Genomic DNA, 25811 nt, shown 5'->3' on the forward strand with positions numbered 1-25811 from the left:
TTCTTTTTCAGTGTGCAAAAATAAGGAATAGTAGTCGTTTTATTAAATAACTACTATTCCCTTTTTTTAATACTTATTAACTTCCAGCTTGTGCTGTTGTAAAGCTAAATTCAGCAGAAATTGTATTAGATATAGTATCCAACGTTGCTGGTGTTACCTCCCAAAAACCGTTTCCAGACATTAATGTTGCAATAAATGCATCTACTTCTGTTTTTGTAAAGTATGGTTGGTTGGTACCTGGTATTCTTGTAAACTGTAAGCTATAGATAAAACCATAAGCTTCAGATAAATCGTGAAAAGCTGCAGCCATATCAGTACCTAAACTTGCCTTTCCCTGTTGCAGATAGTACACTGCTCTCACGGCAACAACCTGTGAAATTTTCTCTCTAATTATTTGTGCTTGTAAATCACGTACCTCGTAGTTTTTAGCTACGATAGCAGCGCGTCCTAATTTGAAGGCATTGTAAATATCCATTGAGATACCAGAAAAATCAACATCGTCTTCTACTCGTAATAGGTATTCATTTAAAAAGCTATCCTGTCCTAAAGTTGGCACTGCAGGATTCGCTTCATTCCCATAGAGATAGCCATAAGCCTCATCCCACTTGTGCTCCATAGCGGTATAGTTGTTAGCACCATCTAAAACAGCTGAATCATTGTTTTCTATATTATTTCCAGCATCTAAAACAGCTGTACTTAAATAATTATTAAGCATTTGGTCTACCATTAACGCACCAAGTAATCCTTTAGCAAAGGCTTGATTGTTTTCTAAGCCTTTTCCATTTACATAACGCGTAGAGCCACCACCAGCTTCTTGAATTTGTCCTGCCACTCCAGCGGTTGCATTGTCTGCCCAATTTGGAAAAACAGTATTAACCTGATCTGAAATGTAGGCATCAAAATCTGCTTTAATAACATTTGCTTCGGTTGTATTTGCTGAATAATAATCTACAGACGCCGCTGTTTTACTTCTTAAATTTTTATTTGATGCATTTAAACCCGCATCAGTAAAATCATTAGCATTTTCTTGATGTGCAAACATGGCATCTAATTCCACTTCCGTTTTTAATGGATTTTTAAGAGCAGAAACAAGTTCCTGTGCCATTTGAATACGCGTTGTTTGACCATCAAAACTAACGGTTGTATTTCCATCTCTTTCAAATGAATAGGTATCTGGAGCCGTTACGCCATTTGGAGGTAATATTACTGTTGTGTTGTCATCATCGCTAGAACATGATGTGAAAGCTAAGGTTGCTATTGCTATTAATGCAAAAACTGTTTTTTTCATTTTTGTATTGATTTCGTTTTATTATTGTTATTTAGACTAATTACAAATAGTGATGTAATTTGATTGCAAAAATAAAACTGAAACTTAGTTTACACAAGTTTATTTAGAATAAATTTAAATAAAGAATAAAATATAAGATTAAAAAGCTGAATTACAACCTATTAAGTAGTGTTAAAATTCTTTCAATTTAAATGAAATATAAACTACACATTTACTACTGTTGTTTAAAAAATATTTAATTATTTGATATTAAGAATTTTATAAAAAAAAATATGTTAAAAGTTACTTCACGCTTTTCGGCAAACCTTCTGAAAGTCATTAAACGCAAACTGCCTCGTCCTTTAGCCGAAGGAAATCGCTATCACCGCGTTTATTTTTGATGATAGGATGTCGTTCTATAAACCATTGAATAGCGGTGAGCCTTTCTTTGTATCTCTATAAAAAGGCAGTGAAATGATTTCTATTTAATGATACTTAGTAAAAATCTTAGTTGCTTCATTATAAGCGCTCTCAAACGCCATAGCATTTAAGTTGGATGCTTTTTTGGTCGTTAAATAAGAGAGTACTTTTTCTGTTGGCATGTTACCTGTGAGCTCATCTTTTGCCATTGGGCAGCCACCAAATCCTTGAATTGCCCCATCATAGCGCCGACAGCCCGCACTATATGCGGCATCTACTTTTTCAAACCAGGTGCTTGGTGTTGTATGTAAATGTGCTCCAAATTCAATATTAGAATATTGCGGAATCAAATGTGAGAATAAATAATCAATATTTTCAGGATTCGACGTCCCTACGGTATCGCTTAACGACAGGATTTTTACGCCCATTTTACTTAAACGCTCTGTCCATTCGCCCACAATATCAACATCCCAAGGATCGCCATAAGGATTACCAAAACCCATAGAAATATAAACCACCACTTCTTTATTCACTTGGTCTGCTTTGTTAAGAATCTCTTGAAGCGTCACAACAGACTGTGCAATTGTTTTATGCGTGTTACGCATTTGAAAATTTTCAGAAATTGAAAACGGATACCCTAAATAATCAATGGCTTTATGCTCACAGGCCGCTATAGCGCCACGTGTATTGGCAATAATCGCTAACAACTTACTTTCTGTTTTAGACAAATCTAATTGCGCTAATACCGCTGCGGTATCAACCATTTGCGGAATGGCTTTTGGAGACACAAAGCTTCCAAAGTCAATAGTATCAAAACCTACTCTTAATAGCGACTGAATGTACTGTACTTTTTGCGCTGTAGGAATAAATTGCTTAATGCCTTGCATGGCATCTCGTGGACATTCTATGACTTTAACAGGTTGGTTTTTCATTTAAAATCAAAGATAGAAAAGATTTACAGTTTCGAAAACGTTTTTTGAAATTATGGCACTACAAAAGTTCCTAAAATGGTAAACTGTATAAAATAGCACCAAACGTTTCCCATTAAACCAATATATTAGTAGAAAATCTAAAGCACAAGCTAAGCTAACCACACTCATGAGAGGAACTGTCTAAATTAGTAAAGCTTATAAAACTGAGAATGACAATTAAAGCGCATGTTGTTTTATATACCAGCAGGCTACTAAAATAATCTATTTTTCTGAAAACAAGATAAAAACGGCAATACCAACAAACACGACAATTTGAAGCCATTTTAAAATAATGCCTAAATTTTTATGCGATTTTAAATAGTCTGAAATAAAGCCAGCCAAAATGGCTATGGTAGAGAAAATGATAAATGAGGTAAGCATAAACAGCAGTCCTAACACATAAAACTGAATGACCGTACTTAATGTTTTACTAAACAAATACGCTGGGAAAAAAGCCAGAAAAAAAAGGGAGACCTTGGGATTAAGCACATTCATAATCACCCCTTGCTTAAACAACTGCCACATACTTTTTTTGGGCACATGTTCATAACTTAAGGTTACCTCTGCATTACTTTTATACACTTTATAAGCCAAATACATTAAATACAAGGCCCCAAATAACTTGATACTAAAAAACAAGGTGTCATTTTCTTTAATGAGTACAGAGACCCCAAATGCCACTAAGGTGGTATGCACTAAACATCCAGAGATGAGTCCGCAAACGGTAGCTAATCCATATTTTCTTCCGTTAGTAATGCTTTGCATTAACACGTAAATATTATCAGGTCCTGGTGAGATTGCTAAGGCTGAAGTCGCAATTACAAACAATAAAAGCGTTTCATATTGCATTAGCTTTTATTTAAGATTGCTTTATTTATTTGCTTAATAAGCGCAGGGCCTTCGTAAATAAAGCCCGTGTAGATTTGTATCAAATCTGCGCCTGCCTCCAATTTTCCCAAAGCATCCTGAGCAGAATGAATACCTCCTACGCCAATGATAGGAAACGCTTTATTACTCTTATTTGCCAGATACTTAATCACACGTGTAGCTTTGTCTTTTATGGGTTGTCCGCTTAATCCACCATTACCAATTTGGGCAAGTCTTGCTTCGCTTGCTTTTAAACCAGTTCTATCGGTTGATGTATTACTAGCAATCACACCGTCTAGATTTGTTTCAGCTATGAGTTCGATAATTTCATCCAACTGATTATCATTTAAATCTGGTGCAATTTTGAGCAGGATTGGCTTTTGCTTTTCAAAGGTTTTATTGGCTTTTTGTACGGCTCCAATTAATTCTAACAAATAGTCTTTATCATTTAATTTGGCATGACTCCCTACGTTTGGGCAACTCACATTCAGCACAAAATAGTTTACATAGGGATGCAGAGCATTAAAACAAGTTAAGTAATCTTTAGTATACTCTTCTGGTTTGGTTTGGGTGTTCTTTCCTAGATTACCCCCAATAATCAATTTGCCTTTATTCTTTTTAAGCTGAGCGATGGCCGCTTCTAAACCTTCATTATTAAAGCCCATACGATTGATGATGCCTTTATCGTCTTTTAATCTAAATAAACGTTTTTTGGGATTGCCTTCTTGTGCTAATGGGGTCACGGTTCCTATTTCTATAAAACCAAAACCAAAGTTTGCCAGTTCATTATATAACACGGCGTTTTTATCGAAACCTGCTGCTAATCCAACAGGATTTTTAAATGTTAGACCGAAGAGGTTGCGCTCTAATTTAGGATTTTCTATAGCGTAAAAACTTCTAAAGACTCCGGGAACTCCAGGAATCTTGGAGGTGAATTGAATAAGAGAAAAAGTAAAATGATGAATTTTTTCTGGATCGAAAAGAAAAAATAAGGGCCTAAGGAGTAATTTGTACATCTATCACTGTTTGCACAAAAGTACTTCTAAAAAAAAAGATGAACAATTCAAAAGTCAAAAAACTTAATAATCGTAACTTTAAACTTTTAAAAAAAGAGACTAACCATTAAAAAATACCTACTTATGTGGGGAGTATTATGATTTCAAAAGAAGATATAATTAAACGCTTTATAAGCTACGTTACTGTTGATACCGAATCTGATCCAGAAAGTGACACGACCCCAAGCACAGCTAAACAATGGGATTTAGCCAATGTGCTAGTTGATGAATTAAAAGCTATTGGATTGCATGATGTGACTATTGATGAAAACGCATACATCATGGCTACCTTACCCAGCAATGTTGCGCATGAGGTTCCTGTGATTGGTTTTATTTCTCATTTTGATACCACTCCAGATTTTACTGGTGCCAATGTAAAACCTCAAATTATTGAAAATTACGATGGAAAGGACATTGTACTTAATGCCGCAGAAGGCATCATATTATCACCAGATTACTTTGATGATTTATTATTATATAAAGGGCAAACGTTAATTACTACAGATGGGACCACACTTTTGGGTGCAGATGATAAGGCTGGTATTACAGAAATTGTTTCGGCAATGGAATACCTTGTTGCCAATCCGCAAATAAAACACGGCACTATTAGAGTGGGCTTTACACCAGATGAAGAAATTGGTCGCGGTGCTCACAAGTTTGACGTAGAGAAGTTTGGAGCAGATTGGGCGTATACAATGGATGGCAGCCAGATTGGTGAATTAGAATATGAAAATTTTAATGCTGCTGGAGCTAAAGTGCGTGTTAAAGGAAAAATAGTACACCCCGGATATGCTAAAGGAAAAATGGTGAATTCTATGTATATCGCTACAGAGTTTATAAATTCATTATCCCGTATGGAAACACCTGAACATACGGAAGGTTATGAAGGTTTCTTTCACCTCTATTCTATTTCTGGTGAGGTAGAAGAAACCAAAATGGAATATATTATTCGTGATCATGATCATGGGCATTTTGAAGCACGCAAAGAAGTGATGCAAAAAATCACCAATGAGATTAATGCGCAATATGGTCGTGAAGTGATTGAGATTGAAATTAAAGACCAGTATTATAATATGAAAGAAAAGGTAGAACCGGTAATGCATATTGTAGATATTGCTGAAGAAGCCATGAAACAGTTGGACATCAAACCACTTATTAAAGCCATTCGTGGAGGCACCGACGGTTCTCAATTAAGTTACAAGGGTTTACCGTGTCCTAATATTTTTGCTGGCGGACATAATTTTCACGGGCGCTATGAGTATGTTCCCGTTGAGAGTATGATAAAAGCCACTGAAGTGATTTGTAAAATTGCTGAGTTGACGGCGGAGAAAAAAATAGGGTAAGCGTTATCACTATTGCTGTTACTTAAAGAGATTATGCTTCGCTTTTTTTAGGCATCCTATAAAAGATATATATAGAACATAGGTTCTATATACTATTGTTAGTACACATATAACCCAAACATTTTGAAAAAATCACTACTCATTTTAATTTATCTTTTTACCACAATTAACTTTGCGCAAAACTTCGTAGATTTGGATTGTGAAACTGGATTTAAAAAAGTTCAATCTGAAATTGAATCCAAGCCTGAAGTTGATTATAAACTAATTTACTCTCAAAAAATATACGGAGCAGAAAGCTTTGAATTCAGCGAAGGAATTATTGTAGTTAAAGAAATTGGCGATGAAATAACTCAAAATGAAATTGCCCAAATCATCGGTCGAATTGGAGTGGAAAATAATCTGACCAAAATAATTGCCTTGCGGAATTGTGATGCAGGAAGACTCTATCTTCGACAAAATGAATTATCATCTGAACAAAAGGATTATTTAATTCAAAGTGTAATCGCAGAAATAAATATTGATTTACTTAAATCGTTATCAAAAAAGGAAAAGAAACAGCAAAAGAAAAAATGTAACCTAATTGAGTCAGTTTCTAAAGAATCGTGTAAAAAACTCGCTGAATTGGGAGCTGATAGATTAACTATGGAAAGTATTAATCAGATAGTCTCTGGCACATCTGCCGAATACGCTGAAAAAACAATGAAAATATACGAAATGCCATTTGAGCAAAGTGTAGATGAATTTTTAAATGATTTAATGAGCCATCTATTGTTTGATTGTCAGTTAGTAAGAGAATTTACGAATAATCAATGACAAAAAACACATGTGCTAACAAAGTACTGTGGTGAAAAACAAGTGAAAATTCATTAATTTTTAACTAGAGCACTTTTATATTCCGCATCATATATTACTCCCGATTTAGCAATAGCAAAGGCCTGTTTTTAGATGGAAGTCACTAAAGAAATAACAAAAATCAAAAAGCTTAGGAACTTATTTTAATGTAAAGTCAAATCTTTAACTGGTGTAAATGAGAGCACTCATAATAAACATACATCATGAAAAAACGTAAATGAAGCATCACGAAATCACTCCTGAGCAAAGCAGAGAATTAAAAGATAAGGGCTTTTTACTAATACCCAATGCCATTCCCATTAGTTTGTTGTCCAAATGGCAAGACTTGCTAACAGCATTAAATGAGAATGCGCTAAAATCGTACAGCAAATCATCACAATCACCAAATGCAAGTTTCATTGTAGGTCCCGATAAACCTTTATTAAGTAGAGTTAACGATCTTTTGGCTTTTTATCCTGATGCGGTATTGGATTTATTGGCGTCCCCAATAATGATAGCAATTGCACGAGATATTTGTGGTCCTGATGCCGTTCCTTTGCAATGCGATGCATTATTTAAGCACAATCATCCAGAATCTAAAATTTCATGGCATCAAGACGCGCTACACCCTCGCAAGTTCCCTTACCTAAATGTGGGGATTTATCTTGATGATGCTCCCTTAGGAGACGGTTGCGTACATTACATCCCAAAGAGTCAGCATAAAAAGCAAAACATTGGCAAACTGGTTAGTCAATATGGCTGGAATATACCCGATATGGTAAAAGTCCCAGTAAAAGCTGGAGCTATATTAATCCAGGACATGATGGTAATTCATGGATCTCAAATGAAGCGAGACCCGGGCGTTCGTAGAACAATTTATGTCGAAATGAGGCCCGCCACTGCAGTGTCAGATCACGGAGTTCAAAGCAGAGAGTGGATGGAATTGAGAAAACGGTGGATGGGAATCGTAGTACGCAGATCAAGCGTTAAATGGCCTGAAGACTCGTACACAGCACTTACAAAAGACTTGAAAAGCGATTCTGAAGAGATCGAGGAGATTCTCCGTCTTCGAGAACCACCAATACCCGCCAACTATAGTATTTAAAATATTAAGTTCAAACCATACCAACCGAGATAACATTGATATGGTAGTGCCTAACACCCAAAAAACGCCATTACAATAGGCATTTATTAAACTTGTCTGCAATAAGGATTCGTCATAAATAAAGCTACCTAATTTTAAACAATTAGTATGGCAGAAGAAAATCATTTCTATGAAATCGTAGCAAAGCGAAGATTCGTGAATTCCTATAAAAACAAATACGAAATCATGAACAAAACGCTATCGGAGAAAGAGTTCACGAATTATTAAAGACGCATTTTATCGCGACCAAACGTTTTCTAATATGATCCACGTGAATTGAGCCATAAAAAATACAATTAATCAATAAAATGAGATAACATTTAATTTGTCTTTAAATTTTAAAGACCCTAAAAAGAGCAACCTTTACAACCTGAAGACGAGCACCTTATCAGAGTAAAATCAATTCTAATCTGTTGTAGTTATATTCCAGGGCAATACATCCAACAAAACGTCCTGTAACGCTTTTAAAAAAATTCTAATTAATGTATCTTACCGGCCTATCAAAAGCTAAAAATTATGGAAGGCAATAAAATACTAAATTATATTGAAGATGTATTAGAAAACAGACCAACTGGCTGGTTAAATCTAACAACCCATCGCCTAGATATTTATAATGAAGCATTGGCTAAAACTGAATTCTTAGAGCAGTTTGAAGCCTTATTTAAAGCCGATAATTCTGAATCCTCAGCACTCAATGAATTACCCACAGCTTATGACTATATTCGATTAGGTCATCCATTATCTTGTATACTAGAATGGGGTATTGCTAAACTGCATCATCTAAAACCAGAAAATGTTATTAGTTTTTCATCAAAAACGATTCCTATTTTAGCAATTCTAAGAAAGAATTTATTAGATAATAAAAACACCCAAATTGTTTATACCGGTGAATTGCCTGATTTTTTTGATGTTGATGTCGTAAAACGTGTTTATGGCTATAAATTTGATGTGAAGAAGATTGACAAAGCAACAAACATTCCTGATTTTAAGGGGAGTACCATTTACATGTCGCAACAAGATGAAATAGGCAGCATTGAAAACAACCCAAATATTGACTTCTTTATTAATCTACATGGACATCTTGGAAGTGTTTTAGTTATCCATGGGGAACACAATGAACCTTACATCTCAGAGATTCAACATGTAAGACGGAGAGAAACCATAGCTATGACTCCAGCCAATTCTCTTTCAGCCTTAAGGTTACTAATCACACGGTCTACTTTTGAAAATAAGAAAACTAATATTGAGACAAACAAAGCTCGCGTCGTAGATTCTATTCACGAGATTACTGCTACAAAGTCAAAAGCGCTTATTGGTTCCTGCGGCCTATCTGTTCAATATGCAATAATGATGGGACTCATTGACGACGCTCTAGAAAAGCATAAAGGCAAGGCCATCAAAATTATTGTTCCTCCAAATTGTTATGGTGGAACAAACGATCAGGCAAGACGTGTTGCGGCCTGTGTTGAACATGTTGAAATTTTGGATTTACCTGTTGATGGTGATAATGATATGGTGCAAAGTATTAATATTGTTTTAGAACAAGTTGCTCAAGAAGATGCCATACCTTACATCATCGCTGAAATTCCAACAAATCCTAGAGTTGAAGTTCCTGATCTTCTCAAATTAAAGGCTGTTTTAAGTAAAACACGTAAAACGGCAATTGGTGAAATGGCTATCACTCCCGTTTTTATTTTGGATCAAACCTTTTGTCCTAATGTACAATTCTGCGGTGACGATGGAATACTCTCAACGGTAAGAACCATTTCATACGTGAGTGGCTCGAAATTTCCAAGTGGCGGGCAATGTACTGCCGGTTACTGTGTGGCAAATGAAAAAGGAAACGCTATGATGGAGAAAATAGAAAACCATTTAAGACTATGCGATAACGAGGCTACAGCGCATCAAATTGAAATATTAGCAAAACAGTTACCTTCAATGAATCAAAGAATTAGTGATGCCTATCAAAATACACGTGAATTTGTAAGCTTTATTGAAAATACTTTACCAGCTGCGAAAATCAATTTTGTTTCAGAAGACTTAGCAGAGCAAGGGTTTACACCCTCTGTATTTTCATTAGATCTTCCCACTAAAGGCAGTACTACTGAAGAGAAAGAAGCTTATAAAAGAGTTTTAAATCTGAAATTAATCAATTTAATGATTACAGAAATCCCCAATGAAAGCAAATACTGTGTGAGCTATGGGCAGTTAAATGGTTGTTATTGGACCATACCTGCGACCTCTACTCAAGGGACGACTAAAGAAGGTGACAAGGATTATATTGTTCGCGCATCACTTTCTCCGAATATGGATCTTAAGCACCATAAAGAAGTCTTTTTTAAATTTGTTGAAAAAATGTAATCAAAAGGATGCTGAATGCCTCCCACGCCATCATATCATCGCGTTTTTTTTTAGAATTGCTTCGAAATACTGCAATTCAATAAAACCCTTATCCTAGACGATTATAATAAACACAAATCTCAAAAATTTCATCAGAAATTAAAGAAGTCTGAAAAACGATAATCTAACTTGCCAGTTACAAAGAACTAGTTAACAACTTATGCTTTAAATTCAACTATGACAAAATAGTTTATTATCTTAACTCCTTTAATAACTACCATGAAAAAAGTCCATTCGGTCGAAGAATATATAGAAACCAATTTTCATTTTGAAGCGGCATTAACTTTACTAAGAGCTATAATAAATACGACAACGCTTCACGAAGCCATCAAGTGGTCTGCTCCAGTATATACTTTAAATGGTAAAAATGTTATTGGCCTTGGTGCATTTAAAAACCACTTTAGCATTTGGTTTTTTAACGGTGTCTTTTTAAAAGATAAACACCAACTTCTGGTTAATGCTCAGGAGGGAAAAACTAAAGCATTACGACAAATGCGCTTTGAATCTATCGAGGACGTTAATAAAGATGTCGTACTATCTTACCTAAAAGAAGCCATTGAAAATGAAAAACAAGGGAAGGAAATTAAGCCTGTTCGAAACACTAAGAAAGCGCTTGTTATTCCAAAAGAACTTAAAAATCTAATGGCTAGTACTTCTACCTTACGCTTGCCTTTTGAGAAACTAACACCAGGGAGGCAACGTGAATATTGCGAATACATAAAAGAGGCGAAACGAAAAGCCACCAAACACTCCCGTTTAGAAAAAATTGCACCGATGATTGTGGCTGGTATTGGTTTGAATGATCAATACAAATAGTCCCCCTACTACAAAGTGGTTCCGCGCAGATTTAAGCTAAAATCGATTGTTTTTGTCATTACGTCAAGAGCTTCTTTAGTTTCTATGCGTTTGACTAATAGCTGTACTGAAGCTTCGCCTATACTATCTGAACTCTGGGTAACTGTAGATAATTTTGGATTAGTGAACGGTAGCACATTATCATCTGAAAACCCAATAATTGAGAGGTCTTTTGGAATGGTATAACCATACTTTTGCGCAGTGTTCAGAGCAATAACACCCGATAGATTGTCTATTGCAATGATTCCATCAATAGCTTTGTGCGTTTTAAACAAACTATCGATATCGGTTTCCAAGTTTTTAATTTGATCTATTTTAATTTCTATTATATCATTTTTATAATGCCCCGCATCTGCGATTGCTTGTTTACAGCCTTTAGCCCGTAACTTACCCACGCTTAGATCTTCAATATTATTAATTAAAACAATCTTTTGTCTTCCTTCCTTTATTAAATGGTTTGTCGCATTATAAGCCGCCTGAAAATCATCTATTATCACCTTATCACAAGTGATGCTTTCAGCCACACGGTCAAACATTAAAATAGGAATATCCTGATCTAAAATATCCTGAAAATGGTTGGTTCTGTTATTCTTTTGGGTTTCTTCAGAAATAGACATAATAAAACCATCTACACTTCCATTTGCTAATAACTCCAAACTTTGCAATTCCTTTTCATAATTTTCATTACTCAAACAGGTGATAATACTATAGCCTTGCTTAGCAGATTCCCGCTCAATACCATAGAGTACTTTCGCAAAGAAATGGTTGAGAATATTTGGTATGATAACACCAATGGTTTTCGTTTTACTATTCTTTAAACTTAAAGCCACACGGTTAGGCTTATAATTGAATTCTTTTGCGGCTTCTTTTACCCTCGCAATTGTTTTCTCACCAATCTCACTACTCCCATTTAATGCTTTTGAAACTGTTGAAATTGATACACCTAATGTTTCGGCTAATTCTTTTAATGTGATCATAAAAACGCAGTCTATATTTTATAACAAGGTATAAAACTTTCATTAAAATATAATAGAAATAATACTAGGAGTACAAAAAACGACTAAAGTAAAATTCAGTAGCTAATAGCAGTTTGTAGAATTTAAAAGGTGTACGATAGCCTGAAACTTGTAAATACTTAGGTTACGAAGTTAATAATTTAAAGGTCAGCTGGTGATTTACACCCCTCCTGCCGGACTGTTATCAATTAAAAGCGCCACAAAAGACCTCTCGAAGCGGGCTGGTTTTAAATGACCACTCCGTCCAAAAATGATAATTCTATTTTAATTCCTTCACAGCTTTAAAAAGCCTCGACTTTTTAAATATAGCACTAGAAACAGTGAAAAAAAAAAAAACAGTACTTTTAAGTTTGGTTCTTTTTAACTAGAATAACTTGTTATTAACCACTAAAAAAAACCTTACATATGACACATAAAAAAACCTCAAGTAAGACTTGAGGTTTATATAAAAAGTTATTTTTAAATTACTTTTTTGGTGGTTCGTTTAATGACTTGCTCATTTCCATAGAAATTGCAGAACGGTCAAACTTTAATTTCCCAGACATTGTTTCTATAACACAACTTCTGTCTTTATCATTAAGTTCTACAATTTTACCATGCAGACCACTTTTAGTAATTACTTTATCGCCACGTTTTAACTCGGCAGCGAATTTTTTTTCGTTTTTAGCACGTTTCATTTGTGGTGCAATCATAAAGAAATACACAACGGCGAACATGGCCACTATTGGCAACCAACTTGACATATCTCCCATTACTTGATTACTGGAGATAATGGTGTTGCTACAACTGGTGCGTTTGGATCTGGCTTTACAAAAGCTGTGATCTTAACTACTTCTCTACCTTTTTCTGTATTTGCTGTTACTGTAATCGCTTTAGATACTTTATTAGTACCAGAACCATTAAACTTTACCGTAAACTGTCCTTCTTCTCCAGGAGCTAAAGGCGCTCTTGACCAATCTTCTGGCACAGTACATCCACAAGTACTTTTAATATCTGTAATCACTAAAGGTGCTTCACCCGTATTTTTGTATTTAAATACAGTCTCTACTGGCGTTTTAGCGATAATTTCACCAAAGTCATGCTCTGTTTTTTCAAATGTTAAAACGGGATATACAGAAGAAGCCGCATCTCTATCTGCTGCTGCTGCTACCTTGTTATCATCAATTTTTTGTGCTGCATCTTCTTTACAAGATGTAAATGCAATCAAGCATAATGCGCTTAATGCTAATACTACTTTTTTCATAATTATTTTAATTTTGCTATTATTTGGTGGGTAAAAATAAGAATATTTTTTGTTTACATCAATCCTCTACCCATTTTATTTAAATTTCCATTGTCTTGATATTCTTTAATGATCTTATCTAAAATACCGTTAATGAACACACTACTCTTTGGTGTTGAATACTCCTTAGAGATTTCTAAGTACTCATTGATGGTTACTTTTGTTGGTATAGACGGGAATTTCTGAATCTCACAAACGCCCATTTTTAGCAGTAAATAATCAATAGTAGCAATACGATCTGAATCCCAATTGGTGGTCTTTTTTGAAATCTCCTGCGTTAAGGCATTTTGATTTAATAAGGTTTTCCTAAACAAATCGATTGCAAATTGCTTATCCTCTAAGTCTTTGTATAATTTTGGTATAAAATGAAACGCGTTAGAATCTTTTTTAACTTTACGTAATAACTTAGCGATAGAAGTGTTTACCGTTGGCAAATCGTCTAACCATGTTAAATGCTTATCTTCGATATAATCGTAAAGTTTGTCATTGGGAGCTATTATCTCTTTAAAGACATCTACTATAAAATCTCTATCTTCTTTAAAATCTGAAGTTTTAGTTTTAAGATAGTCTGCATACAAATCACTCGCTAAAATAGCTTTAAAAATAATTTCAACATATTCGCTATCTAATTCCCAGTTATTAATATGAGCGTCGTCAAACTTTGCGTGAAGCTGCTCGTTATTTTTAAGCAAAGCCAGAACTTGATTATTAACAAACTTACGATTTGGGTTTTTTTCTTCGTCGGTTGGTAAGTGCTTTTGACTGGATTTCTCCAGGTGATTCTCCGCGCGTTTTTGAACTTCAATCAACAAGGACAAGAGTAACAAGTATAAATTATACATATTATCTATACTGTTAAGTAAAAACCGCTGATCTTTCGAAAAATCATCACTCTCTGTACCTTTAAAGGCATAAAGGACTTGCATTACTTTTATTCTAATATGTCTTCTACTTAGCATCTTTACAAAGAACTTGGTGTTAAAAAAGGCGAAAATGATAGTTTATCATTTTCGCCTGCAAAAATAGTATAATTTACGTATAACTAGCTATTCAAATTTTCTTTTTTTCTGGCATCAATTCTACTTTGTGCAAGATTTAAAGCTGCCTGGTGCGTTGTGATGCTATTTGCTTCTGCGTTGCTTAAAATTTCTAACGTTGTATTGTAGATGTTTTCAGTTTTACGCATGATTTCAGCTTTACCATAATTTTCCAACTCCGCGTACACATTAATAATTCCGCCGGCGTTAATTAAAAAATCTGGTGCATAAACAATACCCTTATCCTGAAGCATTTGTCCGTGAACCTTTTCATTTGCCAATTGGTTATTTGCTGCACCAGCAATCACTTTAGCTTGAATATTAATAATCGTGTTATTATTAATCGTTGCTCCCAAAGCACATGGGGCATAAATATCTACTGCTTCGCTATATAAGTCTTTTCCTCTATAAATAGTTGCATTGTATTTCTTACTTACTTCTTCAAGACGCGCTTCATTTATATCACTAATAATAACATTAGCACCTTCATTTGTTAAATGCTCTACTAAGCTTTCTCCAACATGACCAATACCTTGAACGATAACCGATTTACCTTCTAGAACATCTGTTCCAAATTTAAATTTCGCTGCTGCTTTCATTCCCATAAAAACACCGTAAGCTGTAATTGGCGACGGATTTCCTGCTCCTCCAATACTTTCAGAAATTCCCGTAACATAAGGTGTAACTGTACGTACTAAATCCATATCGCTGGTTTCCATACCTACATCTTCTGCTGTGATATATTTTCCACTTAAAGAATGTACAAACTCCCCAAAACGTAACATCAGTTCTGGCGATTTTTGGGTTTTGGCATCTCCAATAATAACGGCTTTACCGCCACCAAGATTTAAACCCGTAATTGCAGATTTATAAGTCATGCCTCGAGATAATCGTAAGGCATCATTTAAGGCTTCCCACTCATTGGCATAATTCCACATTCTTGTGCCCCCTAAAGCAGGACCCAATACCGTATTATGAATACCAATTATTGCTTTTAAACCTGTATCTTTGTCGTTGCAAAAAACAATTTGCTCATGATCATCGAAAGATAATTGACCAAAAACGGGGTCAATTTTGTGTAATTCGTTTGCGCTTATAACTTGTTGAACCATTACCTTTTTAGTTTAATTTGTTAAATTGAAAATACATATTTTGTAAAAACAAGGTGCAAAAATAATCTAATATTAGTATTATTTCAAAAATATAACCGTTAAAATACGAAATTGCTAAAAAATTAAAAACAACCTATTTGGTAAATGAAAGAATTACAGCATCTCAACAAGTATTTCTTAAAGTATAAAACGCAAGTTATTATTGGTATTATTATTACCATAGTTTCCAATCTGTTTAGTGTATTAGTTCCAAACTTAATTGGTAAAACTATCGATATTGTAAATACCCAAATTGAAAATCCAGAAAGGAGTCTCTCCGTATTTAAAGCTGAGTTACTGGAAATAATTCTTTATGTTATTGGTACAGCCGTCGCCGCTGGGATTCTTACTTTTTTTATGCGACAAACCATTATTAATGTCTCGCGGTATGTCGAGTATGATCTCAAAAATGAAATTTACCAACAGTACCAAAAACTGTCTTTAAACTTTTATAAGAAAAACAGGACCGGAGATTTAATGAACCGCATTAGTGAAGACGTTGGTAAAGTACGTATGTATGCTGGACCTGCTATTATGTACAGTTTTAATACCATAACCCTATTTGTGGTTGCTTTAATCTTTATGTTTAGGCAAGCTCCACTTTTAACGTTTTACACGATTATTCCACTACCTATTCTATCGCTTATTATTTACAAAATAAGCAAGGAAATTCATAAACGCAGTACAGCTGTACAACTAAATTTATCAAAATTATCAGAATTTACACAGGAAGCTTTTAGTGGTATTTCTGTGATTAAAGCTTACGGAATAGAGCCTCAAACTCAAAAAAACTTTAATCATTTAGCAGAACAAAGCAAAGCGAAACACGTGCATTTAGAAAGAATTCACGCTTTCTTTTTCCCAATGATGATCTTATTAATAGGCATCAGTAATGTGATTGTTATCTATGTTGGAGGTAACCAATATATAAATGGTGAAATTTCCTTAGGAAACATACTAGAGTTTATTATTTATGTAAATATGTTAACTTGGCCAGTAGCCACTGTAGGTTGGGTCACATCGATTGTACAACAAGCTGAAGCCTCACAAAAACGAATTAATGAATTTCTAAATGTGGAACCAGAAATTCAAAACACGATAGAAGCACCTTCAAAAATCAACGGAAATATTGAGTTTAAGGATGTTCATTTTACTTACGACGACACCAATATTAAAGCATTACAAGGTGTTAGTTTTAAAGTAAACTCAGGTGAAACCTTGGCTATTATAGGAAAAACAGGCTCGGGAAAAACGACCATTCTAGACCTCATTGGTCGATTATATGATATTGATAAAGGCGCACTACTTATTGATGGGCAACCCATAAACAAACTCAACTTAACCAGCTTACGTGATGCTATTGGTTATGTGCCACAAGAAGCCTTTTTGTTTAGTGACACCATAAATAATAATATTAAGTTTGGGAAAGAGCAGGCTACAGATGAAGAAGTCATTCAAGCAGCAAAAAATGCGCAAGTACATAAAAACATCAGCGAATTCACAAATGGCTACAACACTATTTTAGGTGAGCGTGGTATTACGCTTTCTGGCGGACAAAAACAGCGTGTTTCTATCGCCAGAGCGATTATAAAAGCGCCTAAAATTTTATTATTTGATGATTGTTTGTCTGCTGTAGACACAGAAACCGAAGAAAAAATACTTAAAAACCTCAGCAAAGTGTCTTCAGGAAAAACAACCATTATTGTGAGTCACAGAATTTCTTCAGCTAAAAACGCAGATCAGATTATTGTACTAGATAATGGTAAGATTGTACAACAAGGCACACACAACCAACTTATTGAAACCCAAGGATACTATAACACCCTTTACACTAAGCAATTAAGCAAAGACCCTTCACTTGAGTAATTAATACCTGTTATAAAAGAAAACACTAAAATGTTGGATGGTATCAATTTTTTTATATTTTTGAAAGACTAATAACAACATAAAGCATTATGCATAATAACGAGATGATGGAGAAAGAGGAAATTTACTCTAAAGTTTTAAGAGCTGGAAGACGTACTTATTTTTTTGATGTTCGCGCTACAAAAGCAGAAGATTACTACTTAACGATTACGGAAAGTAAAAAATTCACAAACGATGATGGTTCATTTCATTATAAAAAACACAAAATCTATTTGTACAAAGAGGATTTTTCTGAATTCAATAGTATTTTAAAAGAGATGACTGATTATGTGATTAATGAAAAGGGAAATGAAGTGATTAGTGATCGCCATCAAAAAGACTTTAAAAAGGAATACGATAGTTCTGAAACTACTTTAGAAACGGAAACGCCTTCAACAGATGAAAGTACAACCGCTGAAAGTCGTTTTACAGATATCGACTTCGATGACATCTAAAAAATTACAGCTCTAGTTTTAGATTTACAATTAAAAAAAGCCAATTCTTATTTAGGAATTGGCTTTTTTATTTTATTTTTTTGAAGGCTAAAGACTGAAGACCGCAAAACTAACTCACCACACTCCCATTAGGTACTTTATGCTCAGGTTTTAGCAAAATCACATCTTTACCGTCTACAGCACCAACAACTAAACAATCACTCATAAAATTAGCTATTTGCTTTTTTGGGAAGTTAACCACCGCTAAAATTTGCCGATTTAATAAGGCTTCTTTCTTATAACGGGTGGTGATTTGAGCAGAGGTCTTTTTTACGCCCAATAAACCAAAGTCAATCGTTAATTGGTACGCAGGCTTTCTTGCTTTGGGAAAATCGCTGACCTCTATAATTGTACCTACACGAATATCTGCCTTTGTAAAGTCTTCAAATTGAATGGTATTGCTCATGAGTTAAATATATGAAAGTCCAGGTTATAGTTAAAAAATTAAAAAAATTGTAATTGATTCTATAGTAATGAAAAAATATCAAAATATAACTTGTTTTGCTGCAACACACAATAAGTAATAATGTGCAGATACATTTTAATACCACCCTTCACGCGCCATCAAACGCTCAATATGTGCATAATGATGCAGGCTGTGCCAGGCATACATTCCTAAATTTTCTTTTAAAGCAATCGTTTTATTCCCATCTGGATGAATAAACGTGCGTTCTAAATCCTGTTCACTTAAACCTTTTATAAAATAGACTAATTTTGAATGTACCACCTTTAGATGTAATAACGAGGTTTCTATTGGGGCGCTGTAATCGTGCAATTCTGACCAAGCCAGTTCATCATAGGCTTTAATAGTAGGATTGGTCTCTGTCATCGCCCATTTAAAGCGACAATAACTGTGAAGGTGACTATCGCTAACATGATGTATTACTTGTCTCACGGTCCATCCACCTGGTCGATAAGGAGTGTCTAATTGTTCTTCGGTGAGATCTTTAACCAGCTGTTCTAATCGTTTCGGAAAGTACTCCAGAACTTCAATCCACTCTTTAACCTGATTTTCAGTGATGTGTTTTGGACAAACAGTTTTACCAATTGGGTATTTAAGTTGCTCTAATTCTTGATCTGTCATGCTATAAATGTAATGAATTTGGCTAAACCTCAAGTATTCAAATTTAAGAATCTGACGCTACTTCAGAGTTAAAAAACAACAGGTATTATCTATATTTAAAGTTTATTTGTCATCACGCCAACTCAATTATTAAAGCCTATACCTAAAAGACCATTTATACCACACCTTTATTCCAAACAGGAACCTTAAACAACCGGCTAAGTTTTATCATATCACTTAAAATATAATCTTTATCCCCATGATTTAGTAAATTATGTCGTTCTCCATTTAGAGTAATAACATTTAATTCGTAACTAAAATAACTTCCTGATGAATGGCTTTCTGTAAACTTTTCCAGTAATTGCAATGCGTGTATGTGTTGAAAAGGAAGCGTTTTTCCATCAATACTAACTTTTCTTTTACTAGTATTCACGTATGCTTTTGGAGTGAAAATAAGAAGCAGCATGAATCCTATTAGTAAAAAGGGGCCGCCTGAGGTAAAAAATAGCTTACCGGCTTTCATAAGTGTAAGAGAGACGTCGTAAATTTGGTAATATTCAACAAAAGAAAGTACCACATAATTGAGTCCTATTAGAAAAAAGCTCCAAGCAACTACTTTTGTTAAAGAGCTCGAAATTATCTTGTACCCGTTGTGTGTTTTTTTTAATACTTCACTCGCAAAATTGCTACCTGAGCGCTCAACACCTACCCATGCTATTCGTTGCCCGATAGCATCACTATCAGGATCTTCAAACGTGAAATCTACCTTTTCATTCTTAGGTGCTGTTTTCTTTTTGGTAGAGATATAGCCAGAGACAACCATACCGACTCCCATAAATGCTAAAACAAACAACATCCCTCCTGTTTTATAATAAACAAAAACCTCGCGCTGATATGCCGCTGTATGGATAGGCACTGTAATTTCCAATTTTTTGATTGTCTGTAAATCTTTCCTTGTTGGTTCTGTTAACTGTTGTAAAGAATCTAAGGTGACAACATCCTGTTGAAGTCCTATCTTTTTAGTGTTATACACTGTATATTTTCCTTGTATCTCAGGAACGATTACAAAAATTAAAACACCAATAGGGATTAAAAAGAAAAGCCACGATGGCTTAATATGTAGAGATTTCATTATGTTTTTTTTCAATTTTAAAGTAGTTTGCGCATTTATTAAAATGCCTTTATCCACTTTTTGTCTAACTTAATTATTTGAGAAACATAAATACTTATCAAGTTAAGCAGTTGCACTAATTCGTAACTTCCAGTGTGTATAAAAACAACAAAGTTACTGACAAGTCTGAATAAGGAAGGAAACGAAAGTTTTTAAAGCATAACACTTTACGCGCTCACGCGTTTAGCTAATAACTAAAAATAACAGCCATTATTTTTTCTCATAAACTTCAACAAAACGTTTTGCTCTACTATTTCCAGTATTATATTTTAGAGCCTTTTTATAATTTTCATAAGCTTGCAAACTGTCGCCGCTTCTTGCATAGGCATCTGCTAAACTGTCATACACATTATCACTAGTTGGATGCAAGGTTGCATTTATTTTAAAAATAGCTATAGCATCCTTATAGTTTTCCTCACGCAGTTGCTGATAACCAAATCTGTTAAAAGCATGCTCATTTAAAAAGGTACTGGTTGAGTCTTCTTTTTTAATTTTCAAATAACCCGCCAGTGCTTTATCATATTGCTTATTATTCAAATACACACTCGGTACATCCATGGAGTCTGCTAACTTGATGTAATCGTAAGTGATGGCCTCCTCATCCTCTGAAATAACAGAAAGATAATGCGCCTTGGTTTCAGGATGGGTAACAAACTGCATTTTCTTATTAAGTTCTTTTACAAAGAACACATGCTTTCCTAAGTGTATTGGTTCTATGTTGTCTTTACCTCTCCATTTTAAAAACAGTTTCTGGTCTTTAAAATAAACGGCTATAACTTCATCTGGTGTAAATAAATAGCGCCCCGTATTCTCTTTAATAAACTCTGGAGTGTATTCTACATTTTTAGAGCAACTAAAACAGATACCTGTTAATGTAAAAAGAATTAAAAATTTGGTTTTCATAATGATTTTGGTTGATGATTAAACATACTAAGAGGCCATAAAAAAACGCCTCATATAAATGAGACGTTTCAAACTTATTTTTGTTACAGATTCTTAAGATTTTGATCAAGAGTAATCCGCAACTTTTTAAAATAGTGTTCCTTTTTATTTATGACCCCCAGGTGGGTATAAGCGATTCACACATTTTTTTAATAAAAAAAATGGTGCTTATTATCTCCTTTAATGAGATACCCACGTGCGTGGGTATAAGCGATTCACACATTTTTTTAATAAAAAAAATGGTGCTTATTATCTCCTTTATTGAGATACCCACCTACGTGGGCATAAGCGATTCACGCATTTTTTTAATAAAAAAAATGGTTCTTATTATCTCCTTTATTGAGATACCCACCTACGTGGGCATAAGCGATTCACGCATTTTTTTAATAAAAAAAATGGTTCTTATTATCTCCTTTATTGAGATACCCACCTACGTGGGCATAAGCGATTGACACATTTTTTTAATAAAAAAAATGGTTCCTACATTCTCTTTTTAATGAGATACCCACCTGCGTGGGTATAAGCGATTCACACATTTTTTTAATAAAAAAAATGGTGCTTATTATCTCCTTTATTGAGATACCCACCTACGTGGGCATAAGCGATTCACACATTTTTTTAATAAAAAAAATGGTGCTTATTATCTCCTTTATTGAGATACCCACCTACGTGGGCATAAGCGATTCACGCATTTTTTTAATAAAAAAAATGGTTCTTATTATCTCCTTTATTGAGATACCCACCTACGTGGGCATAAGCGATTCACACATTTTTTTAATAAAAAAAATGGTTCTTATTATCTCCTTTATTGAGATACCCACCTACGTGGGCATAAGCGATTCACGCATTTTTTTAATAAAAAAAATGGTTCTCTGCTTACTTTACATTCACAAGCTCAACATCAAATATTAATGTAGCATCCGCTGGAATTACACCTCCTGCTCCTCTAGAACCATAACCTAACTCACTTGGAATTACAAATCTTGCTTTGTCACCTACTTTTAATAACGCGACTCCTTCATCCCATCCTGCAATAACTTGTCCCATACCCAAAGCAAAATCAATGGGTGCATTACGCTTGTATGAAGAATCGAAAACGGTTCCGTCAGTCAATGCCCCTTTGTAGTGTACAGATACTGTTTTTCCTTTTTCAGCTTTTACACCATCTCCTTTTTGAATAATTTGGTAACGTAAACCACTTGCTGTTTGCTCAAATCCTGCGGCATATTTTTCAAGCTCTGCTGCTTTTACTGCTTTTTCTTCTTCTATTCTCTTTTCGCGAGCGCCTTCAAAAGTTCTAAAGGCTTCAATACCATTAAATTTTTCTGCTGCTGCTCCTACTCTTACTATTTCTAAAGTTTCAATTACATCCCCTTGTGCTATAGCATCTACCACCTCTTGTCCTTCTACCACCTTACCAAAAACAGTGTGATTACCATCTAACCAATCTGTAGCAATATGCGTGATAAAAAACTGACTTCCATTAGTTCCCGGTCCAGAATTCGCCATAGATAAAACGCCTGGTCCACTATGCTTTAAATCTGGATGAAATTCGTCATCAAATTTGTAACCAGGATCTCCCGTTCCCGTACCTTGAGGACAACCACCCTGAATCATAAAATCTGGAATAACTCTGTGGAATTTTAATCCATCATAATATGGCGTTCCTTGTGGTTTTACTGAATTCTCCATGTTACCTTCAGCTAAAGCAACAAAATTACCTACTGTTCCTGGTGTTTTTTCGAATTCTAAATTAACCAAAATGGTACCTTTATTGGTATTGAATTTTGCGTATAAACCGTCTTGCATTGTCTTATTTTTTAATGAAATGCAAAGATAGTGAACTCTATTAAAAAGTTTGAAGTTTGGAGCCAGAAGTTTTTTAGTGTGGTTTTACCTAAATGTATTCAACATAATTTCCTTAGATTTGATAAAATCTTGAAATAAACGATGGGACTATTTGATAAACTTTTTGGTGCATCTCATGATAAAGCGGATGAGACTCTTGATGCTGATTATATTGAAACTATTATTAATGAAAGTGAAGATGAACCTCTTGGCGTTTCAGAGCGCAATATCATCTATGCCGGTTATAATGAACTTGGCGGCTATTACTTTCTACAAACCTTTATTGTAGGTGAATTTAAGATTAAAACTAAAGAGGGTGCTAAACTGCTTATAGAAGGTGATAATTATACTTTTGATTTAAATTGTGATATGCCAGAGTTTGCATCCGAGGATGCTACTACTTTTAAAGGACATGTTACGAAAATCGATTTTGAAATTGAAAAAGCAACTGTTGAAAAAATAAAAAAATCCACACTTAAACAACTCACATTAACGACTAAGAAAAAGAAAATTGTGTTTTCTGTTTATAATTCTTAATTACTAATTAGCTACTTCGCTAATAAACTTGATACGGTACAAACGCAACTCTTCGTCATCGTAATCACCGTCAAACTCATCAATTGCCACATCTATTTTATCTGTTTGACTTTCCATAAAGTAGTCATGCAGCTCTTCTTGCTGATCTTCATCTAAAAGTTCATCTACAGAATAGTTGATATTAAGTTTCGTGCCAGAAAAAACAATAGCTTCCATCTCTTTTATAAGCTGTGGCATTTCCATGCCTTTAGAAGAAGCGATATCAGACAGTGGTAGCTTTCTATCTACATTCTGAATAATATATAATTTTAAACCAGAATTAGTTCCTGTAGATTTAACGATATAGTCATCTGGCCTGATGATATCATTTTCCTCAACATACTTAGAAATTAAAGCCGTAAAATCTTTTCCGTACTTTTTAGCTTTACCTTCTCCCACACCATGAACGTTAGAAAGTTCTTCAATAGAAACCGGATATTTTAAGGCCATATCTTCTAATGATGGGTCTTGAAAAATAACAAATGGTGGTATCCCTAATTTCTTTGCATTAGCCTTGCGCAAGTCTTTCAATAGTTTCATTAAGGTTTCATCCACAACAGCACCTCCTTTGGAGGCCGTAACGATGCTATTATCTTGTTCACCGTCGAACGCATGATCTTCGGTCATCATAAATGATGTTGGTTTTTTAAGGTAAGCTTCTCCTTCTGCCGTTAACTTAACGACGCCATAGGTTTCAATATCCTTCTTTAAATAACCTGCAACTAATATTTGGCGCAATAATGCCATCCAATAGCGTTTATCTTTTGCTTTTCCTTTTCCAAAAAAAGGCTGCTCATCTGTTTTGTGCGAGCCAATCATTGCATTTACATTCCCGGTAATAACACTTACTAAATCTTTAGACTTATATTTTTCATGCGTTAGATTAACAATATCTATTAGTAAATGCGCATCGTCTTTAGCTTCGTGTTGTTTTTTAGGATGACGCATATTATCATCCATATCACCGCCATCGCCCGTTTCATTATCAAACTCTTCACCAAAGTAATGTAAAATAAATTTCCGACGAGACATTGAGGTTTCACAAAAAGCAACCACTTCTTGCAATAAAGCTTGTCCGATTTCCTGCTCTGCCACAGGCTTTCCAGACATGAATTTTTCTAGTTTTTCTATATCTTTATAGGCGTAGTAAGCCAAACAATGTCCTTCACCGCCATCTCGGCCGGCACGTCCTGTTTCCTGATAATAACTCTCAATACTTTTTGGAATATCATGGTGAATGACAAAACGAACATCTGGTTTATCTATTCCCATTCCAAAAGCGATAGTTGCAACCACAACATCAATATCTTCCATCAAAAACATGTCCTGATGTTTTGCTCTGGTCTTCGAGTCTAATCCTGCATGATAGGGTACTGCTTTTATACCATTTACCTGCAAAACCTGTGAGAGCTCTTGTACCCGCTTGCGGCTTAAACAATAAACAATACCTGTTTTACCTTCATTTTGTTTGATAAAACGAATAATGTCTGAATCGACATCTTTCGTTTTCGGACGAATTTCATAGTACAAATTCGGTCTATTAAAAGAGGCTTTAAATGTTGTTGCATCAGTAATTCCAAGATTCTTAAGAATATCTTCCTGTACTTTTGGAGTGGCAGTTGCTGTTAGACCAATAATAGGGATATCGTCACCTATACGCTTAATAATGGTTCTTAAGTTTCTATATTCTGGTCTAAAATCGTGCCCCCATTCGCTAATACAATGCGCTTCATCTACAGCCATAAAAGAAATAGTTACCGTTCTTAAAAACTCAACATTTTCTTCTTTGGTTAATGATTCTGGTGCGACATACAACAGTTTAGTAATACCATTAGTGATATCTTCTTTAACCTGTTTTATCTCTGTTTTATTTAATGAAGAATTAAGCACGTGGGCAATGCCGTTTTCATTAGAGACCCCACGAATGGCATCTACTTGATTTTTCATCAATGCAATTAAGGGAGAAACGACAATAGCAGTTCCTTCCTGCATTAAAGCAGGGAGTTGGTAGCACATGGATTTCCCACCACCTGTAGGCATAATAACAAAGGTGTTTTGTTTCGCTAAAATACTTTCAATTACAGGTTCTTGTAGGCCTTTGAATTCGCTAAATCCAAAATGTTTTTTTAGGGCAGCACTTATATTACTTTTCACTTTACAATAAAGGATTAGT

Annotated in this window: 23 protein-coding genes; 8 read left to right on the top strand and 15 right to left on the bottom strand. The window is 34.6% G+C overall.

The window, feature by feature from the left end; genetic code table 11:
* Nucleotides 1-76: 76 nt before the first annotated feature.
* From GQ46_RS05040 to GQ46_RS05055, 4 genes are all read right to left on the bottom strand, one after another.
* Complete coding sequence (locus GQ46_RS05040) at nt 77-1288, bottom strand: DUF4856 domain-containing protein (RefSeq protein WP_044398914.1); 1212 nt, start codon at nt 1286-1288, stop codon at nt 77-79.
* Nucleotides 1289-1752: 464 nt separating this feature from the next.
* The gene (locus GQ46_RS05045) at nt 1753-2619 is read right to left on the bottom strand and encodes a hydroxymethylglutaryl-CoA lyase (RefSeq protein WP_044398916.1); all 867 of its coding nucleotides are present in this window, start codon (nt 2617-2619) and stop codon (nt 1753-1755) included.
* 261 nt (nt 2620-2880) lie between these two features.
* Nucleotides 2881-3507: a LysE family translocator gene (locus tag GQ46_RS05050; protein ID WP_044398918.1), complete on the bottom strand. Its 627-nt coding sequence runs from the start codon at nt 3505-3507 to the stop codon at nt 2881-2883.
* Nucleotides 3507-4541 (bottom strand): quinone-dependent dihydroorotate dehydrogenase, encoded by a 1035-nt coding sequence (locus tag GQ46_RS05055; protein ID WP_044398920.1) that lies wholly within the window; start codon nt 4539-4541, stop codon nt 3507-3509. Before GQ46_RS05055 ends, GQ46_RS05050 begins: the two co-directional genes overlap by 1 nt.
* Before the next feature lie 137 nt (nt 4542-4678).
* Here GQ46_RS05055 and pepT point away from each other — a divergent pair, with 137 nt between their 5' ends.
* From pepT to GQ46_RS05080, 5 genes are all read left to right on the top strand, one after another.
* Nucleotides 4679-5923: a peptidase T gene (gene pepT / locus GQ46_RS05060; protein WP_044398922.1), complete on the top strand. Its 1245-nt coding sequence runs from the start codon at nt 4679-4681 to the stop codon at nt 5921-5923.
* Nucleotides 5924-6046: 123 nt separating this feature from the next.
* On the top strand, nt 6047-6736 hold the full coding sequence (locus GQ46_RS05065) for a hypothetical protein (protein WP_044398924.1): 690 nt from the start codon (nt 6047-6049) through the stop codon (nt 6734-6736).
* Between the two features lie 256 nt (nt 6737-6992).
* The gene (locus GQ46_RS05070; RefSeq protein ID WP_044398926.1) at nt 6993-7859 is read left to right on the top strand and encodes a phytanoyl-CoA dioxygenase family protein; all 867 of its coding nucleotides are present in this window, start codon (nt 6993-6995) and stop codon (nt 7857-7859) included.
* Nucleotides 7860-8414: 555 nt separating this feature from the next.
* Nucleotides 8415-10259: a PLP-dependent transferase gene (locus tag GQ46_RS05075; RefSeq protein ID WP_044398928.1), complete on the top strand. Its 1845-nt coding sequence runs from the start codon at nt 8415-8417 to the stop codon at nt 10257-10259.
* Nucleotides 10260-10517: 258 nt separating this feature from the next.
* Nucleotides 10518-11114: a YdeI family protein gene (locus GQ46_RS05080; RefSeq protein ID WP_044398930.1), complete on the top strand. Its 597-nt coding sequence runs from the start codon at nt 10518-10520 to the stop codon at nt 11112-11114.
* 8 nt (nt 11115-11122) lie between these two features.
* Here GQ46_RS05080 and GQ46_RS05085 read toward each other — a convergent pair whose 3' ends face one another.
* The 5 genes from GQ46_RS05085 to GQ46_RS05105 form a co-directional block, all read right to left on the bottom strand.
* Nucleotides 11123-12130 (bottom strand): LacI family DNA-binding transcriptional regulator, encoded by a 1008-nt coding sequence (locus GQ46_RS05085; RefSeq protein ID WP_044398933.1) that lies wholly within the window; start codon nt 12128-12130, stop codon nt 11123-11125.
* 503 nt (nt 12131-12633) lie between these two features.
* Nucleotides 12634-12921 carry a preprotein translocase subunit YajC gene (gene yajC / locus GQ46_RS05090; RefSeq protein ID WP_044398934.1) on the bottom strand — a complete coding sequence of 96 codons (288 nt, stop codon included), beginning with the start codon at nt 12919-12921 and terminating at the stop codon, nt 12634-12636.
* Complete coding sequence (locus tag GQ46_RS05095; protein WP_044398936.1) at nt 12921-13412, bottom strand: DUF1573 domain-containing protein; 492 nt, start codon at nt 13410-13412, stop codon at nt 12921-12923. The genes yajC and GQ46_RS05095 overlap by 1 nt, the downstream gene beginning before the upstream one ends.
* 53 nt (nt 13413-13465) lie before the next feature.
* The gene (gene nusB, locus GQ46_RS05100; protein WP_044398938.1) at nt 13466-14410 is read right to left on the bottom strand and encodes a transcription antitermination factor NusB; all 945 of its coding nucleotides are present in this window, start codon (nt 14408-14410) and stop codon (nt 13466-13468) included.
* Nucleotides 14411-14493: 83 nt separating this feature from the next.
* The gene (locus GQ46_RS05105) at nt 14494-15600 is read right to left on the bottom strand and encodes a Glu/Leu/Phe/Val dehydrogenase (protein WP_044398940.1); all 1107 of its coding nucleotides are present in this window, start codon (nt 15598-15600) and stop codon (nt 14494-14496) included.
* 144 nt (nt 15601-15744) lie between these two features.
* Between GQ46_RS05105 and GQ46_RS05110 the strand changes: the two genes are divergently transcribed.
* Together GQ46_RS05110 and GQ46_RS05115 are read left to right on the top strand one after the other, a co-directional pair.
* Nucleotides 15745-17505: an ABC transporter ATP-binding protein gene (locus GQ46_RS05110; protein ID WP_044398942.1), complete on the top strand. Its 1761-nt coding sequence runs from the start codon at nt 15745-15747 to the stop codon at nt 17503-17505.
* 89 nt (nt 17506-17594) lie between these two features.
* Nucleotides 17595-17999, top strand: a complete 405-nt coding sequence (locus GQ46_RS05115) for a PUR family DNA/RNA-binding protein (protein WP_044398944.1) — start codon at nt 17595-17597, stop codon at nt 17997-17999.
* Nucleotides 18000-18108: 109 nt separating this feature from the next.
* Here GQ46_RS05115 and GQ46_RS05120 read toward each other — a convergent pair whose 3' ends face one another.
* The 5 genes from GQ46_RS05120 to GQ46_RS05150 all read right to left on the bottom strand — a co-directional run bounded on the left by GQ46_RS05120 (nt 18109) and on the right by GQ46_RS05150 (nt 23023).
* Entirely contained in the window at nt 18109-18444 is a 336-nt protein-coding gene (locus GQ46_RS05120; protein WP_044398945.1) for a tRNA-binding protein, read from the bottom strand.
* A 135-nt stretch (nt 18445-18579) separates the two neighbouring features.
* Nucleotides 18580-19122, bottom strand: a complete 543-nt coding sequence (locus GQ46_RS05125) for a YfiT family bacillithiol transferase (RefSeq protein WP_044398946.1) — start codon at nt 19120-19122, stop codon at nt 18580-18582.
* A gap of 154 nt (nt 19123-19276) precedes the next feature.
* On the bottom strand, nt 19277-20233 hold the full coding sequence (locus GQ46_RS17075) for a hypothetical protein (protein ID WP_156133105.1): 957 nt from the start codon (nt 20231-20233) through the stop codon (nt 19277-19279).
* Nucleotides 20234-20482: 249 nt separating this feature from the next.
* The gene (locus tag GQ46_RS05135) at nt 20483-21175 is read right to left on the bottom strand and encodes a lipopolysaccharide assembly protein LapB (protein WP_044398948.1); all 693 of its coding nucleotides are present in this window, start codon (nt 21173-21175) and stop codon (nt 20483-20485) included.
* A 915-nt stretch (nt 21176-22090) separates the two neighbouring features.
* Nucleotides 22091-23023: a peptidylprolyl isomerase gene (locus GQ46_RS05150; protein WP_044398954.1), complete on the bottom strand. Its 933-nt coding sequence runs from the start codon at nt 23021-23023 to the stop codon at nt 22091-22093.
* 141 nt (nt 23024-23164) lie between these two features.
* On the opposite strand from GQ46_RS05150, the gene GQ46_RS05155 reads away from it, so the two are divergent.
* The gene (locus GQ46_RS05155; protein WP_044398956.1) at nt 23165-23599 is read left to right on the top strand and encodes a hypothetical protein; all 435 of its coding nucleotides are present in this window, start codon (nt 23165-23167) and stop codon (nt 23597-23599) included.
* A 3-nt stretch (nt 23600-23602) separates the two neighbouring features.
* Here GQ46_RS05155 and GQ46_RS05160 read toward each other — a convergent pair whose 3' ends face one another.
* Nucleotides 23603-25792, bottom strand: coding sequence for an ATP-dependent DNA helicase RecQ (locus tag GQ46_RS05160; protein WP_044398958.1), 2190 nt, complete (start codon nt 25790-25792; stop codon nt 23603-23605).
* Between the last annotated feature and the right edge of the window lie 19 nt (nt 25793-25811).

It is taken from the genome of Lacinutrix sp. Hel_I_90 (assembly GCF_000934685.1).
Taxonomy (GTDB): Bacteria; Bacteroidota; Bacteroidia; order Flavobacteriales; family Flavobacteriaceae; genus Lacinutrix.